General features: G+C 62.8%; 18 protein-coding genes and 1 pseudogene. 9 read left to right on the top strand and 10 right to left on the bottom strand.

Translation table 11 applies throughout. The features are described from left to right. Positions 1-5 precede the first annotated feature (5 nt). The 5 genes and pseudogenes from LB543_RS26160 to folE form a co-directional block, all read right to left on the bottom strand. A complete protein-coding gene (locus tag LB543_RS26160; protein ID WP_224616213.1) occupies positions 6-830 on the bottom strand; it encodes an Lpg1974 family pore-forming outer membrane protein in 825 nt (274 codons plus the stop codon). A 226-nt stretch (positions 831-1,056) separates the two neighbouring features. Further along, positions 1,057-1,293, bottom strand: a pseudogene (locus LB543_RS34225) (transposase); the annotation flags it as partial. 5 nt (positions 1,294-1,298) lie between these two features. Further along, positions 1,299-2,216, bottom strand: a complete 918-nt coding sequence (locus LB543_RS26170; protein ID WP_411908789.1) for a patatin family protein — start codon at positions 2,214-2,216, stop codon at positions 1,299-1,301. Positions 2,217-2,354: 138 nt separating this feature from the next. Next, entirely contained in the window at positions 2,355-2,816 is a 462-nt protein-coding gene (hisI, locus tag LB543_RS26175; RefSeq protein WP_224616215.1) for a phosphoribosyl-AMP cyclohydrolase, read from the bottom strand. A 7-nt stretch (positions 2,817-2,823) separates the two neighbouring features. Next, positions 2,824-3,486, bottom strand: coding sequence for a GTP cyclohydrolase I FolE (folE, locus tag LB543_RS26180; protein WP_224616216.1), 663 nt, complete (start codon positions 3,484-3,486; stop codon positions 2,824-2,826). A gap of 240 nt (positions 3,487-3,726) precedes the next feature. Here folE and LB543_RS26185 point away from each other — a divergent pair, with 240 nt between their 5' ends. Beyond that, positions 3,727-4,173: an iron-sulfur cluster assembly scaffold protein gene (locus LB543_RS26185; RefSeq protein ID WP_224616217.1), complete on the top strand. Its 447-nt coding sequence runs from the start codon at positions 3,727-3,729 to the stop codon at positions 4,171-4,173. Here the strand turns inward: LB543_RS26185 and LB543_RS26190 are convergent. Beyond that, complete coding sequence (locus LB543_RS26190) at positions 4,170-5,084, bottom strand: LysR substrate-binding domain-containing protein (RefSeq protein WP_224616218.1); 915 nt, start codon at positions 5,082-5,084, stop codon at positions 4,170-4,172. The genes LB543_RS26185 and LB543_RS26190 overlap by 4 nt on opposite strands. A 92-nt stretch (positions 5,085-5,176) precedes the next feature. Here LB543_RS26190 and LB543_RS26195 point away from each other — a divergent pair, with 92 nt between their 5' ends. The 5 genes from LB543_RS26195 to LB543_RS26215 all read left to right on the top strand — a co-directional run bounded on the left by LB543_RS26195 (position 5,177) and on the right by LB543_RS26215 (position 9,881). Beyond that, complete coding sequence (locus LB543_RS26195) at positions 5,177-5,335, top strand: hypothetical protein (protein ID WP_224616219.1); 159 nt, start codon at positions 5,177-5,179, stop codon at positions 5,333-5,335. 71 nt (positions 5,336-5,406) lie between these two features. After that, the gene (gene yidD, locus LB543_RS26200) at positions 5,407-5,775 is read left to right on the top strand and encodes a membrane protein insertion efficiency factor YidD (RefSeq protein WP_140760559.1); all 369 of its coding nucleotides are present in this window, start codon (positions 5,407-5,409) and stop codon (positions 5,773-5,775) included. 140 nt (positions 5,776-5,915) lie between these two features. Beyond that, a complete protein-coding gene (gene blaOXA / locus LB543_RS26205; RefSeq protein ID WP_224616220.1) occupies positions 5,916-6,734 on the top strand; it encodes a class D beta-lactamase in 819 nt (272 codons plus the stop codon). 145 nt (positions 6,735-6,879) lie between these two features. After that, a complete protein-coding gene (gene thrS, locus LB543_RS26210; RefSeq protein ID WP_140808742.1) occupies positions 6,880-8,856 on the top strand; it encodes a threonine--tRNA ligase in 1,977 nt (658 codons plus the stop codon). Positions 8,857-8,942: 86 nt separating this feature from the next. Then, positions 8,943-9,881 (top strand): lysophospholipid acyltransferase family protein, encoded by a 939-nt coding sequence (locus LB543_RS26215; RefSeq protein ID WP_224616221.1) that lies wholly within the window; start codon positions 8,943-8,945, stop codon positions 9,879-9,881. 3 nt (positions 9,882-9,884) lie between these two features. On the opposite strand, the gene LB543_RS26220 is transcribed toward LB543_RS26215, so the two are convergent. Continuing rightward, complete coding sequence (locus LB543_RS26220; RefSeq protein ID WP_140760568.1) at positions 9,885-10,847, bottom strand: hypothetical protein; 963 nt, start codon at positions 10,845-10,847, stop codon at positions 9,885-9,887. Between the two features lie 155 nt (positions 10,848-11,002). Between LB543_RS26220 and LB543_RS26225 the strand changes: the two genes are divergently transcribed. Together LB543_RS26225 and LB543_RS26230 are read left to right on the top strand one after the other, a co-directional pair. Further along, positions 11,003-11,587, top strand: coding sequence for a nitroreductase (locus tag LB543_RS26225; protein ID WP_140808736.1), 585 nt, complete (start codon positions 11,003-11,005; stop codon positions 11,585-11,587). After that, the gene (locus LB543_RS26230) at positions 11,588-12,196 is read left to right on the top strand and encodes a flavin reductase family protein (RefSeq protein ID WP_224616222.1); all 609 of its coding nucleotides are present in this window, start codon (positions 11,588-11,590) and stop codon (positions 12,194-12,196) included. 3 nt (positions 12,197-12,199) lie between these two features. On the opposite strand, the gene LB543_RS26235 is transcribed toward LB543_RS26230, so the two are convergent. Then, complete coding sequence (locus tag LB543_RS26235; RefSeq protein ID WP_224616223.1) at positions 12,200-13,081, bottom strand: HpcH/HpaI aldolase/citrate lyase family protein; 882 nt, start codon at positions 13,079-13,081, stop codon at positions 12,200-12,202. Beyond that, positions 13,081-13,533 (bottom strand): MaoC family dehydratase, encoded by a 453-nt coding sequence (locus tag LB543_RS26240; protein WP_224616224.1) that lies wholly within the window; start codon positions 13,531-13,533, stop codon positions 13,081-13,083. Before LB543_RS26240 ends, LB543_RS26235 begins: the two co-directional genes overlap by 1 nt. Positions 13,534-13,684: 151 nt before the next feature. On the opposite strand from LB543_RS26240, the gene LB543_RS26245 reads away from it, so the two are divergent. Beyond that, the gene (locus tag LB543_RS26245) at positions 13,685-14,809 is read left to right on the top strand and encodes a DUF2336 domain-containing protein (RefSeq protein WP_224616225.1); all 1,125 of its coding nucleotides are present in this window, start codon (positions 13,685-13,687) and stop codon (positions 14,807-14,809) included. On the opposite strand, the gene LB543_RS26250 is transcribed toward LB543_RS26245, so the two are convergent. Further along, on the bottom strand, positions 14,806-16,875 hold the full coding sequence (locus LB543_RS26250; protein ID WP_224616226.1) for an FUSC family protein: 2,070 nt from the start codon (positions 16,873-16,875) through the stop codon (positions 14,806-14,808). The genes LB543_RS26245 and LB543_RS26250 overlap by 4 nt on opposite strands. Positions 16,876-16,886: the final 11 nt, after the last annotated feature.

The raw sequence follows: 16,886 nt of genomic DNA on the forward strand, positions 1-16,886 counted from the left end.
TCCGATCAGTAGTTGAACGAAATACGCGCAAACGGCCCATGGGTGAGTTGGCTGGCTTTACCCGCCGGTACTGTGTTGGCGTCATAGAAGTTCTTGTAGCCGACGCCGTACAGATATTCGAGCTGATAACCTGCCCCAAGCTTTACCCCAGGAGCGAACTCCCATGCCAGTCCGGTCTTGAGACCGACGGTTGCAAAGGTGCGACTTTCGGAAAACTCTTCCAAGCCACTACCATAGTCTCTCTTTGCCTTGATCTTTCCAAACAGAACGGAAGCGTCGGCCGATCCAAAGAAGCTTAATTGAGCGCCTAGAGGTTTGGACACATCCATGCCGAGACGCGGGCCGATGCCCCATGAAGTCTCGGTTGCGGTAAAGACTGGAGGTTCGTTGTCTGTAAAGTCCGCGCCATGGTGCTGATAACGCAGTCCCGCAAACGGGCGCAGGGACCAGTCGTCCTGCTGCAGGTGGTATCCTGCCTCAACGTCCGCATTCCAGTACCGCCCACCGCTGAACTGCCAGCCATAGAGATCGTCGTTGATCCGACCAGCGGACTGCTCCAAATAGCTGTAGCTCGCCGCCATGTCCCAGGCATCGTTGATGCGGTATCCCAACTTCGCCGCCCCATAACTGCCGTCGCCGGTGCGTGCTTCGTCGTAGTTGCCGGTCTCAAACTCCTGCGTTTGGCTGTTGGCCCGAAAGACGTACCCGCCCTCAACATAACCGAACCACGACGCGACCGGTATCGACTGGGCGACTGCCTGCAAATCCGCAGCCATCGCCGTGCCTGTGGCGAGCAACACCGAAGATAGCGCAAACAGAATCGATTTCATGAAAATTCCCACTAGGCTTTTTTGCCTGTAACACTTGCCGCCGAAACTGAATATTGTTTTTCTGCAACACTCGCTCCAGAGCCACTCAGTGACCGCCGGAAGGGAGCGGTACATCGAGCTAGACTAATGGAAATGCCGCCGATGAAATGCTGCCGGCACTTCCGATGGGCACATCATCGATCCTAAGAAGGTGATCGAAATCTCGCAATCGATGTGACGGACAAACTTAGCCGCCTTGATTCACGGCGATGAGCTTTTGGCGGCCTGAAGCGGTGATCTGGCCGCCGTTGCGGTGCTTTTTGGCAAGCCTCCTCGCAGCGCGCAGGCCCCACATCAGCCAATAGGCGCCGGTATGCAGGAACAGCCGGAACTGGTTGGCCGTCGCTCTTGTGCAGGATGTGCGGTCGGCGGCGAGATGCGTTTTCCAGGACTTGATGTGGTTCTCGACCGCTCCGCGTCGGCACTAGTCTAGGCGAGAACCGTCTGCAGCCGCGTCAGTTCGCCGATCTGCGCCATCGTCGCCTGGTAGCCGAGCTGGATCGCTTCGTCGGCCCGGTGGAATTCGGTGAGGCCGATATGGCTGAGCTTGGGCTGCAGCGACATGTCGGGCGGATCGCCGGCAAGCCTCGCCCGTGAAATGCGGTCCTGGATGATGTTGAAGGCCTCGACCATCACGCCGGTGATGCCCAGACGCGTCTGGTGCGATTGGTGCTGGGCACCGACCTGGCCGGGCCTTGGCGCATCCTTTTCGATAATCAGTTCGCCGGCACTGTGCTTGATCACGGCGGCACGGCCGAACAGGTCGTAGTGGAGGTTGACGGCCACGACGAGCGGCTGCTCGTAGGCGCGGCAGACCGAAACGGGTACCGGATTGACCAGCGCTCCGTCGACCAGCACGCGGCCGTTGCAATCGACCGGCTCGAACACGCCCGGCAGCGCGTAGGACGCGCGCATGGCCGTGATCAGCGAGCCGCTCGACAGCCAGATCTCGTGGCCGGTGCGGATTTCCGACGCGACGCAGACGAATGGCTTGCGCAAATCGTCGAAGCGGATACCGGCCACGTGCTCGCGCAGACGCGCATCCAGTTTCATGCCGCCGAAGAGGCCGCTGCCGCGCAGGTTGAGATCGAGCAGGCCGAAGATTCGCCGTCTGGTGAGGCTGCGGGCGAACTCTTCCAGCTCATCCAGTTTGCCGGCGAGATAACAGCCGCCGACGAGCGCACCGATCGAGGTGCCGGCGATCATGGAAACTTCGATGCCGGCTTCATCGAGCGCGCGCAGCACGCCGATATGAGCCCAGCCTCTGGCGCAGCCGCCGCCGAGCGCGAGCGAAATGCCGGTTTTCTTCGGGGATTTTTCTTCGGATGCGCCACCGGCCGAGGACAGGCCGTTGGCCTCCCTGACGTCTGGTCTGTTACGCGATGACGCCCATTCGAGCATCATGATCTCCCTTGTCCCGAGGCTAATATACGAATGGGCCGTATCGAAATGATGAATCTGTGTGGTCGGTGTGAGGCAGAAGGTTCAAGCTGGTGGCTTCCGATACATGTTTTCCGCATCGAACAGCGGTTTGCTGCCGTCGTCGGCAAGCGTCGCCTTGCCGTCGATCAGCCCCACCGTCCGATAAAAGCATGAACGTCGGCCAGTGTGACAAGTTGCGTCGTGGCCCAACACTTTGACGCGCAACCATATGGCGTCCTGGTCACAATCCGTGAGCATCTCGACGACATGCTGGAAATTGCCCGAGGTCTCGCCCTTTTTCCAGAGCGCGTTGCGCGAGCGCGACCAGTAATGGGCGATGCCTGTCTCCAGCGTCAGCGCCAGCGCCTGCGCATTCATATGCGCGACCATCAACAGCATGCCGTCGGCGGCATCGGTGACGACGACGGTGACAAGACCGGCGGCATCGAAGCGCGGCGAGAACACCGCGCCTTCCTCCAGATTTTTCTTGTTTGACGGAGCTTTCGGAAATTCCAGTGCCGACATTGCCGGTCTATTTTCCTGTTGACCATGACGTCGGCAAGGGGCTTACGCCGCGCACCATGGTGACAAAACGAACCTGCTCTTCGGGCGTATCCTTGAAGACGCCGGTGAAGGTGGAGGTCAGCGTGGTGGAACCCTGCTTGCGGATGCCGCGCATGGCCATGCACATGTGCTCGGCCTCGATCATGACCGCGACGCCGCGCGGGTTGAGCACGTCCTGGATGACACCGGCAATCTGCGCGGTCAGGGCTTCCTGCGTCTGCAGGCGGTGGGCGAAGATATCGACGACGCGCGCGATCTTGGACAGGCCGACGACCTTGCCGTCCGGCAAATAGCCGACATGCGCCTTGCCGATGATCGGCACCATGTGGTGCTCGCAATGCGAGTGGAACGTGATGTCCTTGACGATGACCAGGTCGTCGTAGCCGGCGACCTCCTCGAAGGTACGGCCGAGCTCGTCCGCCGGGCACATATCATAGCCGCCGAACATTTCACGGTACGCCTTGGCCACGCGCTTGGGGGTATCGATCAAACCCTCGCGATCCGGATTGTCGCCGGTCCAGCGCAGCAAGGTGCGCACGGCGGCCTCGACTTCGGCCTCGCTCGGCCGGTCGGTGACCGGCTTTTCCATATAGGCGGCCTGGGGCATGAGTTTCTTGATGACGGCATCCATAAAAGGCGTCTCCCGTAGTCCCTCTCTCAGGAGGAACGAGTTGAACGGACCACGACCTTTCGGTGTCGGAAACTCGCCCCGTTTCCAGCCCCGTAAGCGGCGTGAACTTCCCGGCAAGGACGGTGGCGTTCGCCGCCTTGTCGATACCGGACTGCCAGCATTATATATGGTCGTGCCGAGCGAATGAAAGACGCAACAACGGCAATCGCTGTTCGCTTGGCGGCGACGGATTGGAAAATAATGATCAACGACGTCTACAACGCGAAAATTCTCGGTTTTGCCGGAAACATCGCCCGCATCGGCCGGCTCGATCGTCCCGACGCCACCGCGAAGGCGCATTCCAAGCTGTGCGGGTCGACAGTTATCGTCGACCTCAAGATGGAGGACGGCGTGGTCACCGACTTTGCCCACGACGTGAAAGCCTGCGCACTCGGACAGGCATCGTCCTCGATCATGGCGCAACATGTCGTCGGCGCCAGTGCCGAGGAATTGCGCGCGGTACGCGAGACCATGCTGAAGATGCTGAAGGAGAACGGTGCGCCGCCGGAAGGCCGCTTCGCCGACCTCGGCTATCTGGAGCCGGTGCGCGACTACAAGGCGCGGCATGCGTCGACCATGCTGACCTTCGACGCCGTGGTCGACGCCATCGGCCAGATCGAGAAGAAACGCGCCGACGAAGCGGCTTAGCGCCCGCCTGAATCGCGCCTGCTTTCAGCGAACTCGCTTCTGACCCAATCGGCGAACGCTGCGGCTGGCTCCGACAAATCGCTCAAACGCCTGGCCACCAGCCAATAGGCGCCGGACCCGACGTCGACGTCGAACGGCTTGACCAGCGCCCCGGTTGCAAGCTCCTCCCCAATCTGCAGGAGATCGCCCAGCGCCACGCCGTGCCCAAGCAGCGCGGCCTGCTTCGAGAGCGATGCGTCTGCAAGCATCGGGCCGCGCGCGGGCACGGCATCTGCGGGCACGCCCGCGGCCTCGAACCAGCGCGCCCAACCCTGGCGGTTTTCCTCATGCAAAAGCGTGAAGCGAACAAGGTCGGCCGGCTTCTCGAGGGCTGGGCCTGATGAAAGCAGTGTCGGCGACAGAACCGGCGAATCCACTGTCGAGGCCAGCCGCTCGGCCTCGCTACGGGGCCATGACGCCGCGCTCGAGCTGAAACGCAAGGCAAGTTCGGGCTGGTCGCCACGGAACTCGATCAGCCTTGGGTCGACTTCGAGAGAGACGTCGATGTCGGGCCGCAACTGCCGGAACCGGTTGAGCCTCGGCACCAGCCACACCGCTGCAAGCGAAGGTTCGACGCTGACGCGAACCACGGACTGGGCCGGCGTGACGGCCAGGTCACCGAGCAGGCGGTCGATCGCATCGAAACTTCTGACCAGTTGAGCAAGCAGCCGCCGGCCGGCATCCGTCAGTTCGACGCGGCGATGGTGCCGTTCGAAAAGTGGTTGGCGCAGGAAGGTTTCGAGCTCGCGGATCTGCCGGCTGATCGCCGCCTGCGAGACGAAGAGCTCCTCGGCTGCCCGGCTGAAGCTCAAATGCCGGCCAGCCGCCTCGAAGCTCCTCAATGCAGTCAAGGGCAGGCGTCCACGCTTCATTTCGCATAACCCAGGATTATCCGAAGCGGAAATTATACTCGTTTGAAGGCGAAGGCCAGCAGCGGTCTAATCCCGTCAAAGGAGACACGACCATGATGCAGTTCCTGAACATTCTCGGCGATGTCATGCGGGTCGCGACGTTTCAATGGCGTGATGAAAGACGCGATGCAAGGCATCACGAAGAGTGGGTTCACCCTGGCCAGTGGGCACCGCCGGCCGACCGGCAGCCATTTCGCCGTTACCGCCCGTGACGGCAGGGCGAACGGGATTGCGTTCTTTGGCGCAAGCTCACATCTATCACCTTGGAAACGCGGAGATCGCAGTGGGCGACCAACACGAGCATGCGCATACGGCGTCGAGGCGCGGCCGCAACTGGCCTGGTCCGTGGCGCAAGACGCCCGGCCGTTTGCTCGGCACGTCGCTCGTGCGACTTTACCAGCTGACGCTGTCCGGTTTTGTCGGCAATTCCTGCCGGCATCTGCCGACCTGTTCGGAATACGCGCATGAGGCGATCGCCCGGCATGGTCTGTGGGCCGGCGGCTGGATGGGGTTGTTCCGCGTGCTGCGCTGCGGCCCATTCGGCACGCACGGCATCGACCTGGTGCCGGAAGTGCTGGCGTCCCGTTACGTCTGGTTCATGCCCTGGCGGTACTGGCGGATTGGCCGTAAGCGCGGAGAAGCCCGGGGGTGAGAGCGCTGGTCGCACCGCGCCGGGTTTACGATCCGGTAGGGTTAACGCCAGCCTGCATGACAACTGCGCATTTGAGACAAAATCGAGACAAGAGGCCTCGCTAAGCCAGCTCGCGAACCCCCTCCTGGAGCGAGCATCCCATGCGCAACATCGACCGTCTTCCCTTCATCTTTGCCGGAGTCCTGTTCCTGCTCGCCTGGCTGTTGGGATTTCCAATGCGCGCTCAATCGGCGCCGCTCGGGGATGTGCGTTGTACCCTCATCGCCGATGCCCAGAGCGGCAAGATGCTTTACCAGGAGGGTACCTGCGACCAGCGCTTCAGCCCGGCATCGACATTCAAGGTGCCGCTTTCGCTGATTGGCTATGATGCCGGCATCCTCACCGATGAACACACTCCGACGTGGGACTACAAGCCTGAGTTCAACGCCGTGAAGCGCGACCAGAAAACCGTCGATCCGACGATATGGGAACGCGATTCCATCATCTGGTTCTCACGCGAGATCACCCGCAAGCTCGGAGCTGAGAAATTCGCCGGCTATATATCTAAGTTCAACTATGGCAACACTGACGTTTCCGGCGATCCCGGCAAGGATGACGGGCTCACCCATTCCTGGGTCAACTCTTCGCTCGAGATCACGCCGGTCGAACAGGTTGCCTTCCTGCGGCAACTGCTCGCCGGCACAATGCCGGTGTCGGCCAAGGCGCATGAAATGACGCGGGCCATCATACCGAGCTTCAAGGCCGGCGATTGGGCCGTTCAGGGCAAGACCGGCAGCACCAGGCTCGGCGAGGGCGGCAAGGACAAGCGCTCGCTCGGCTGGTTTGTCGGCTGGGCGCGGAAAGACGGCCGCCAGATCGTGTTCGCCCGGCTCGTCGTCGATACGAAGCGGACCGACATGCCGAAGGGGTTGGCGACACGGGCCGCGTTCCTGAAAGACCTGCCGCAGCTGATTAAGTGAGCCGGGCTTTACGGCGGCGGCATCTGCTCATAAAAGACTGCCGCCGCCGGACGCCTCCGGCACCCTGGCAGGTCGCAGTTCCCGAACCGCTGATATCTGCATTTTACCACCCGCGCTCGTTTGCGGGACTGGATAGGAGATACATATGCTGAATTCCGTTTCCCTGACATTTCCCGATGGCTCCGTGCGCGACTACGACGCAGCGATGACCGGCGCCGGCCTTGCCGAATCGATTTCGAAGTCGCTGGCCAAGAAGGCCGTGGCCTATGCCATCGACGGCACCGTGCGCGACCTCAGTGATCCCCTGGGCAAATCCGGCAAGGTCGAGATCATCACCCGCGAAGACCCACGTGCGCTGGAACTCATCCGCCATGACACCGCACACGTGCTGGCGGAAGCCGTTCAGGAGATATGGCCGGGAACGCAGGTGACCATCGGGCCGGTGATCGAGAACGGATTCTATTACGATTTTGCCCGCAACGAGCCGTTCACCCCGGACGATTTCCCGGTGATCGAGAAGAAGATGCGCGAGATCATCGCGCGCAACAAGCCGTTCACCAAGGAGGTCTGGTCGCGCGACAAGGCGAAGAAGGTCTTCGCCGACAAGGGCGAGCGCTACAAGCTCGAACTGATCGACGCCATTCCCGAGGATCAGGATCTCAAGATCTATGCGCAGGGCGACTGGTTCGACCTTTGCCGTGGTCCGCATATGGCCTCGACCGGCCAGATCGGCAACGCCTTCAAGCTGATGAAGGTGGCCGGCGCCTATTGGCGCGGCGACTCGAACAACCCGATGCTGACGCGCATCTATGGCACGGCCTGGGCCGACCAGGCGCAGCTCGAAGCCTACCAGACGATGCTGGAGGAGGCCGAGAAGCGCGACCACCGCAAGCTTGGCCGCGAAATGGACCTGTTCCATTTTCAGGAAGAGGGGCCCGGCGTCGTCTTCTGGCACGCCAAGGGCTGGAAGATGTTCCAGAACCTGGTCAACTACATGCGCCGCCGCCTCGACGAGCAGGGCTATCAGGAGGTCAATGCCCCACAGGTGCTCGACAAGAGCCTGTGGGAGACTTCGGGCCACTGGGGCTGGTACCGCGACGCCATGTTCAAGGTGACGGTCGCCGGCGACGAAACCGACGATGACCGCGTCTTCGCGCTGAAACCTATGAACTGCCCGGGTCACGTGCAGATATTCAAGCATGGGTTGAAGTCTTACCGCGATCTGCCCGTTAAACTTGCGGAATTCGGCAATGTGCATCGCTATGAGCCGTCGGGAGCGCTGCACGGGCTGATGCGCGTGCGCGGTTTCACGCAGGACGATGCACATATCTTCTGCACCGAGGAACAGCTGGCATCCGAGTGCTTGCGCATCAACGACCTGATCCTGTCGACCTATGCCGATTTCGGTTTCGACGAAATCAGCGTCAAGCTGTCGACGCGGCCCGAAAAACGTGTCGGCACCGACGAGGCCTGGGATCATGCCGAGGCGATCATGGGCAGCGTGCTGGAGACGATCAGGACGCGCTCCGGCAACCGCATCAAAACCTCGATCAATCCGGGCGAGGGCGCCTTCTACGGGCCGAAGTTCGAGTATGTGCTGAAGGATGCGATCGGCCGCGAATGGCAGTGCGGCACGACGCAGGTCGACTTCAACCTGCCGGAACGTTTCGGCGCCTTCTACATCGGCTCGGACTCGGAGAAGAAGCAGCCTGTCATGGTGCACCGCGCCATCTGCGGTTCGATGGAGCGTTTCCTCGGCATCCTGATCGAGAACTATTCCGGCCATTTCCCGCTGTGGTTCGCGCCGCTGCAGGTGGTGGTGGCGACGATCACTTCGGACGCCGACAGCTATGCGACCGAGGTGGTGGCGAAGCTGAAGGCCGCCGGGCTGTTGGCGGAAGCCGACCTGCGCAACGAGAAGATCAACTACAAGGTCCGCGAGCACAGCCTAGCCAAGGTGCCGGTCATCCTCGTCTGCGGCAAGCGCGAGGCGGAGGAGCAGACGGTCAATGTCCGTCGGCTCGGTTCGCGCGACCAGGAATCGCTCGGCCTTGCCGAAGCAATCGACCGGCTGACCGAAGAAGCGATCACACCTGATCGCCGACGCAAGCGCGCTGCTTGATTCGGAGCGTTTTCGATCGAATGGCGGTGGAGCGATCCACCGCCGTTTTTCATATCCCTGTCACGGCAACGTTGTAACGAGCCCTTATGCTCAAGCTGAAATCGCGCGAACGACCGTTCCCCGAGCTTTCCTACGCCAATCCGCACCAGCCGGCTCTGGCGCGCTGGTTCATTCATTCGGTGGAAGGCCTTTCGGGCCGCGACCGGTTTGCCGCGCTCTATGAATTCTGGCGCCATCAGGTTGTGCCGACCGGTCAGCGTGTGTTCAGCCGCATGCTGGACCTCATCGATGTGGGCGTGCGAACCCCCGACCCATGGCCGCCCGCGCACTTGCCCGACACGCCGCTGGTGATCATCGCCAACCACCCCTTCGGCATTGGCGACGGCATCGCCGTGCTGTCACTGGCAGAGCAACTCGGGCGACCTTTCCGAGTGATGATCCACAAGGATCTGCTCAGGATTCGCGAGATGGGACCTTATTCGCTGCCAATCGACTTTTCCGAGACCAAGGACGCGGTGAAAAACAACATGGCGGTGCGCCATGAGGCGGTGCGGCTGCTGAAGGAGGGCGTCACCATCGTGGTGTTTCCGGCTGGTGGCGTTGCCACGGCGCCAAACGGTTTTGGCCGCGCGCGCGACTTGCCATGGAAGATGTTTCCAGCCCGCCTCGTCCAGGAAGCCAAGGCGTCGGTCATTCCCATGCATTTTTCCGGCCAGAACGGTAGACTTTTCCATCTGGTCAGCGGCCCGATGAACATGGCCGAGCGCGACGGGCGTGTGGCCAAATTCGTCGGCAAGGCCTCGCTGACCTTGCGTACCTCGCTGCTCATCCGTGAATTCGCGCGGCTGTCCGGCAAGGCGATCGACGTGCGTGTCGGCAATGTACTCAGCTGGAGCGAACTGGAACCGTTGCGCGACCGCAAAGCGTTGCTCGATCGCTTGTATCGCGGCGTGTTCGACCTGGCGCCAGAGCTGCCGCGTCGGCGCATTCCCTTCCTGCCGGCCCGAACCAAGCTCGCCGCATAAAGGCTAATCGGCTCCTTCTTCCGGATCCATCGCCGCCGCTTCGGTCGCCAGGACCTCGATCTCCTGATTCTGCCCGCCAACGACCGTGAAATCCTTCTGGTAGATGCGGTCGCGGTTCTTGGCGATGATGGTGTAGTCGCCTTCGGCCAACACCATAGAGGCGAAAGCGCCGACGGTTTCCTTGATCGGATCGCCGGATTCGTTGAGCAGCGACCACGAGGTATCGGCAATCGCTTCGCCGCCAGCCTCGCGCACCAGCTTCATGGTGATCTCGGCGGCGTGATGCTCGACGGTGGCTTCGGTCAGCTTGCCGGCCTCAACACGGATGTCGGATCGGATGACGGCGTTGACCGCGCCATAGGTCGAGACGACATGGTAGATGCCGGCATTGAGCCGCACGACGCTGTTGGGTTCGACATCGGGAATGATCAGCGCGCGGTCGCCATTGGCCTCGGCGGTGCCCTCATAGATCGAGAAGCGCAGTTTCTTCGGGGGAATGCGCACGCCGCCGGACAGAACCGCGTCGAGCTTCAGGCCGCCGGCATCGAGCACCAGGCTTTCTCGCTTGGCATCCTTGCCGACGGTGATGCGCTTGGTGGCGCCGGCGCGACCGTAGGAGGCGTGGACCAGATAGCTGCCGGGCTCGAGCTGGAAGACGGCGCTGCCGCCATGCGCGGAGGCGACCATCGGCAATTTGCCGTTGACGGCTTCAGGCTTGAAGACACGCCAGACGAGGCCGCGGGTGATGTCGGTGCCTTTGTCGGTCAACTGGGCCGACAGGGTGATGGCGCCACCGCCGCCAAGCGCCAGCGAGGTCTCGCTCTTCGGCGTCGCATAGCTCGAAATTCCGGGAAGTTTCAGGTCGCCGACGCCGTCCTTTTCCTGCGCGACAGCCATGGAGACCGGCAGCAGGAACAGCGCGGCGCAGAGCCGGACCAGGAAAAGACGCAGTCGCCCCTCAAACATGCCTTGCGTTGAAGCCCATGGCGGTGGCAATTTCAAGGCTTAAGAGTCCGATGCGCGACTCTTCAGCCCGGCGCTAGCGCGCCTTTGCTCGAGCCGCCCGAATTCCCGATGGTGCGCTTCAGCTCAAAACAGAACGTTTTAGGAGACTTGCGCCCATGGCGTCGCCGATCATCGACTTCCTGCTGACCCGAAATTCGGCGCCTATTCCCGACCTTAGGGAACCGGCGCCCGGCGACGCCGATATCGCGACGATGATTGCCGCCGCCACACGCGTGCCCGACCATGGACGGCTCGAACCCTGGCGTTTCATCCTCTATCGCGGCGAGGCCCGCATTGAGATCGGCAGAAAGCTGGCTGCCCTGGCCGAGCAACGTGAGGGGCCGTTGCCGGAGGGCCGCCGCAACCAGGAACTGGCGCGGTTCTCGCGCGCGCCGCTGGTGATCGGTGTCGTGTCTATTCCGAAGGAGAATCCTAAAATCCCGCAATGGGAGATGTTCCTGTCCGGAGGCATGGCGGCGATGAACCTGATGATAGCGGCCAATGCGCTCGGCTATGGCACCAACATGATCAGCAACTGGTATTCCGATGTGCCGGAGGGCAGGGCGATTCTCGGACTGGCGCCACAGGAGCGCGTCGTCGGTTTTGTCCATATCGGTTCCTATGCCGGTCCGGCGCCGGAGCGGCCACGGCCCGATCCGGCAAAACTCTACGCCGACTACGCCGGGCCTTGGGCGGGCTGAATGTTCTACGAGCCGTCCAAGGGGCACGGGCTGCCGCACGATCCTTCCAAGGCGATCGTGGCGCCGCGCCCGATCGGCTGGATATCGACGCTGAACAATGCCGGTGAGGTCAATCTCGCGCCATACTCCTTCTTCAATGCCGTCTCGACCCGGCCTTTCATCGTCTGGTTTTCCTCCGAGGGCGAGAAGGACAGCGCCTCGTTTGCGCAGGAAACCGGCGAGTTCGTCGCCAATCTGGTCAGCCGGGACCTTGCGGAGAAGATGAATTACACGTCCGTCGACGCACCGCGTGGCGTCAACGAGTTCGTCTATGCAGATCTCGCCATGGCGCCCTCGCGTCTCGTCAGGCCGCCGCGTGTGGCTGCAGCGCCCGCGGCGCTCGAATGCCGGGTGACGGAAGTGTTTCGCCCAAAGGCGCTGGACGGATCGTCGACGAGCGCCTTCGTCGTCGCCGGTGAGGTGATCGGCGTGCACATCGACGATGCTTTCCTGAAAGACGGCCTGTTCGACATCACCAAGGCCGGCAATGTCGCTCGTCTCGGCTACATGGAGTACGCCAGCGTCGATGAGGTCTTTTCGATGCGCCGGCCGCGCTGGGAACAAAAGTAGCTGTCAGACGGATATACCGGCCGCCCTTGCGCGCGCCAGTAGGCGTTCGGCCAGCCGCAGATGCGGGCGGTCGAACATCTTGCCGCCGATGCCGACGACGCCGGGATTTCCGGCTGCCTCGAATGCCGCCACGATGGCCGCCGACTGCTTCACCGCCTCGGCCGAGGGCGTGAAGGCAGTGTTGATGACGGGCACCTGATCAGGGTGGATCGCCATCTTGCCGGTGAAGCCGTCACGCTCGGCCTCGGCGCATTCCGCGGCGAAGGCCGCCATGTCGCGAAAATTCGGGAACACGGTATCGATCGCCGCGACTTCCGCCGCACCCGCGGCAAGGATGGCCATGGTGCGGGCGAAGCGGAAAACGTCCGTGTAGCGGCCGTGCTCGTCGCGGGCCGCGCGCGCGCCGACCGCGGCCGACAGGTCCTCCGCGCCCCAGGTCAGGCCGGCAAGACGCGCGCTCGCTCCGGCATAGGTCGCCGCCGCCAGCACGCCCGCCGGAGTTTCGGTGATGATCGGCAGGATTTTTATCGAACCGTCGGGCAGATCGTTCTCGGCCTCCCGGACCCTGAGCTTGGCCGCGAGTTGCTGCACATCCTGGCCGCTGTTCGATTTGGGCAGCATGATGCCGTCCGGCCTTGCCGGAACGAGCTTGGCAAGATCGTCGTCCGTCAACCCGGTCGAGAGGTCGTTGACCCTGATATAGATCGCCGAGTTGGTTTGCGCCCGGCGTTCGAGGATGAAACGCGCCGCCATCTCGCGCGCCGGCGCCTTGTTGTGCGCCGCGACGGAATCCTCGAGATCGACGATGACCACGTCGGCGCCGGCGCCAAATCCCTTTTCCAGCTTCCGCTCGGAATCGCCGGGAACGAACAGCAGTGAACGCATCAGGCCGCCTTCTTCAGCATCATCGCCTGTCTCGTGCATTTGGCGACGAGATCGCCATGCTGATTATAGGCGCGATGCTCGAATTCGACGATGCCGCGATCGGGTTTCGACCTGGATTCGCGCACCGAAATCACCATTGTTTCGACACGGATGGTGTCGCCATGAAATACCGGGTGCGGAAACACGGTTTCCTTCATGCCGAGATTGGCGACAGTGGTGCCGACGGTTATGTCGTTGACCGAGATGCCGATCATCAGGCCGAGGGTGAACAGCGAATTGACCAGCGGCTTGCCCCACTCGCTCTTGGCTGCGAAATCGAAGTCGATATGCATCGGCTGCGGATTCAGCGTCATCACCGAAAACAGCATGTTGTCGCTTTCGGTGACGGTTTTGCGCAACGTATGCTGGAAGACGTGGCCGACGACAAACTCCTCGAGATATAGCCCAGCCATTTCTGTCTCCTGCGCTGTCTGACGGTTGATAGGCGCTGTATACAGCGCTCGCAAGCCAGTTAATGAACATGGTGAACCGTTCGTAAACCATTTCTGCCTACCATCGTCAGCGGGGCCGGAAACCTTCCGGCAAGGGGCGTAAGCAGACGGCATGGTTGTTGTTTCGCATTTCCTGAAATGGATCTACACGGCCAGGGTGTCGGAGCGCGCCGCCGCGGCCAATGCGCTGGCCCGGGCCTATGTCAATTCCGAATTGCCATTCGAGGACCGCTGCGCCGCCGAAGCGGCGCTCACGCTGCTGCTCGACGATGCCTCGTCGAAAGTGCGGCTGGCGATGGCGGAAGCGCTCTCGATGAGCCACCACGCACCGCTGCAGATCATCAGCGTGCTTGCCGCCGACCAGCCGGAAGTCGCCGGTGTCGTGCTGGCGCGCTCGCCGCTGCTTACCGACGCCGATCTGATCAATCGCGTGGCGGGGAGCCAGAGGGCCACGCAGAAACTGATCGCCGACCGGCCGCTCGTCTCTATGGCGCTGTCGGCGGCCATCGCCGAGATCGGCGAGGCGGAGGCCTGCGCCGTGCTTTTGGCCAACACCGGCGCCGACATTGCCTCCCTCAGCTTCCGCCGCATGGCTGAACGCCACGGGCATCTGCCTCTGGTGCGCGAGGCGCTGATATCGGATATCAGGCTGCCCGCCGACTGCCGGCATATGCTGCTCATCAAGCTCGGCGAGACATTGAAGACGTCGCCGCTGGTCATGGCGTTGATGGGCGCGGCGCGAGCCGACCGCGTTATGCGCGATGCTTGCGTCAAGGCATCGGTGACGCTGATCGAGGGCACGCGCCAGGAAGAACATTCCGCGCTGATCGAACATCTGCGCCTGCGCGGCGATCTGACCGCGAGCTTCTTGATCCGCACCATCGCGCACGGCAAGGTCGATTTCTTCGGCTCGGCGCTGGTCGCGCTCAGCCAGCAGTCCGAGCCAAGGGTGAGGGCGCTGCTGGCCGGCGGGCACGATGTGGCCCTGCAGGCGTTGTTCCGCAGCGCCGGCCTGGCCGCCGCCACGCATGCGGTCATCCTGCGCGCCCTGAAGATCTGGCGTGAGGTCGCCAACGGCAAGCGCGTCGCCGGCGTTCAAGAAGTCAGCTGGCTGATGCTCAAGGAATTGGGTGGGCAATCCGCCGAAGGCGATCTTGCCGCCCTGGTCAAGTCGATCCACCTTGACGCCCTGCGCGAGAACGCACGCGGCCATGCGCTGGCGATCGCCGCTGCTTAGGTTTTATCCCTCGCGAAGAAATCCGGGAAATCCTCCATCGCCGCGGCGATAATGCGCAGCGACGCCGCGATCTGCAGCATGTCGCCGGTGGCGTTCCGCTGGGCAATGCTTGCCGCATACTGCCTAGCGACGGCGACGGTCGCTGTTTGTGGATCGCCAGGGGCACGAAAAAGCAGCTCGCGCGCCAATCCCCTCAGGAAGTTGGCGATTGAAAGCGTGGTTTCCGATGGGATGGCATGGTTTTGGCTGGCAGTGCGCAGCCGCAGGATTTCCAGACCGACCGTGACGGAAGCGACGCCGCCGCCCAGCACCGCCTCGCCCTTCCTGCCGGAATTCTGCAGCAGCGGCATCAACTGATTGACCCGGTCATAAGCGAGGCTCTCGAAAGCCGAACGCCTCGGCACGCGCTCATGTAGGCAAAGCCGAGCCAAATCCTCGCGCATGGCCCGCACGATGCGGTCGGCCGCGAGCCATGGATCCGCCGGCAATACGACAATGAAGACGCCGATCGCCAGCAATATGCCGACCAGTATCGATGCCGAGCCGGCGAAGAAGGGGCCGGGATCGTAGGCCATCGCCTGATGCGGGCTGAGGAAGGCCAGGAAATTGATGGCGAAGGCGGTCGCCACGCCGACATGGCGCGGATTGGCCATGGCGAGCGCCGCCGGCACCATGATGGGCACGACGAACAGCATGAACCAGCCGAAGCCGGGCAAAGCGGGAAGCGCGACCTGACCGACGAGAAAGGCAAAGGGCAGAGCGAGCAGCGTTCCCTTGAAGAACCCCCAGGATACCTGCACGGGGTCGGGCCGTGCGGCAAATAGGCTCGACACGACGGCAACGAGGATGACGGTGCCGGCCGCTTCCGACCACTTCGTTGTCAGCCAGAATGCCGCGACCAGCAGCGTGGCAACGGCCGCGCGGATGGCGTTGCGCGCGGCACCGGGATAGTCGCGATGCACCACCAGTGCCGGCTGCTGGTTGCCGGGACCTGGCCGGCGGGTGACCGGCGCGCGCAAGGCGTCGAGGCCGCGCAACACCTGTTTCAGCGCCTCGGCGAAGTCGGCCGCTATGGTGAGGCGCGTGATGGTCCCGACCCTGTCCTCACCTTGGTCGGCCGAGGTATCGGGCATTTGCCGGGCCCTGGTCGAGATCGCGTCGAGTCGCGCCAACCAGGGCGAGGTATCGTCCAGAGCTCCCGGCTTGGCTGCCAGTTCGCTGACAAGGGCCTGCAGCTCCGAGCGTACCGGGATGAGGGCTGCGTTTTTCGGAGCGGCATGCGAATGGAGCGCACGCGCCGCCGAAAGGGCCGAGAGCAGCTGTCCGATGGTGCGTCGCACCGGATGCGCGCGAGGCGCGAAGCTCGGCGCTTCTAGCCTGGCATAGGCGCGCATCTCGCCAAGCGTCTGGGTGTCGGCGACAAGCTTCCGGTGCAGGCCGATGAGCGTTGCCCGATCGCCGCCGGAGAACGCACCGCCAGCGTAAGTGGCGAGGTCGAGAATGCAGCGTTTCAGCCGCGAGATGATGGCGTCGCTGGCCAGTTTTGGCAGGATCAACCGGCTGGTGAGGCCGGCGCAAACGATGCCGAGCACGATCTCGGCACAGCGCGCGACCGCGAGGTCAACGACCAGATGCGGCTGTCCGAAGGCGGGCAGGCCGATGATCATGGCGGTATAGCCGGCAAGGGCGGCGCCATAGGCTTCGGGATTGCGCAGCAGCGACGAGACGAAGGTGCAAATGCCAATCCAGACGGCAAGTACCGTCACCAGAATCCAGGGGCCGGTGCCGAACGCCATGGTGATGCCGATTGCCGCGACGCCGCCGGCAAGCGTGCCGAGCAGCCGGTAGAAGCCTTTCGCGAGCACCATGCCGGCAACCGGCTGGGCGACGATGAACACCGTCATCATTGCCCATTGCGGATGGTCGAGCTTCAGCGCATAGGCGACGAGAAGCGCGATCATGCCGGCCGAAACGGTGCGCAGGGCAAAAATCCAGTCCGAGCGCGTCGGTTGCGTCAGCCCAGCCAGGCTCGTCTCGAAATAGATTTTCAGCCGCGCCCAGGTCACAGGCTGGTCTC

This window comes from Mesorhizobium sp. ESP7-2, assembly GCF_020164715.1.
Lineage (GTDB): Bacteria > Pseudomonadota > Alphaproteobacteria > Rhizobiales > Rhizobiaceae > Mesorhizobium.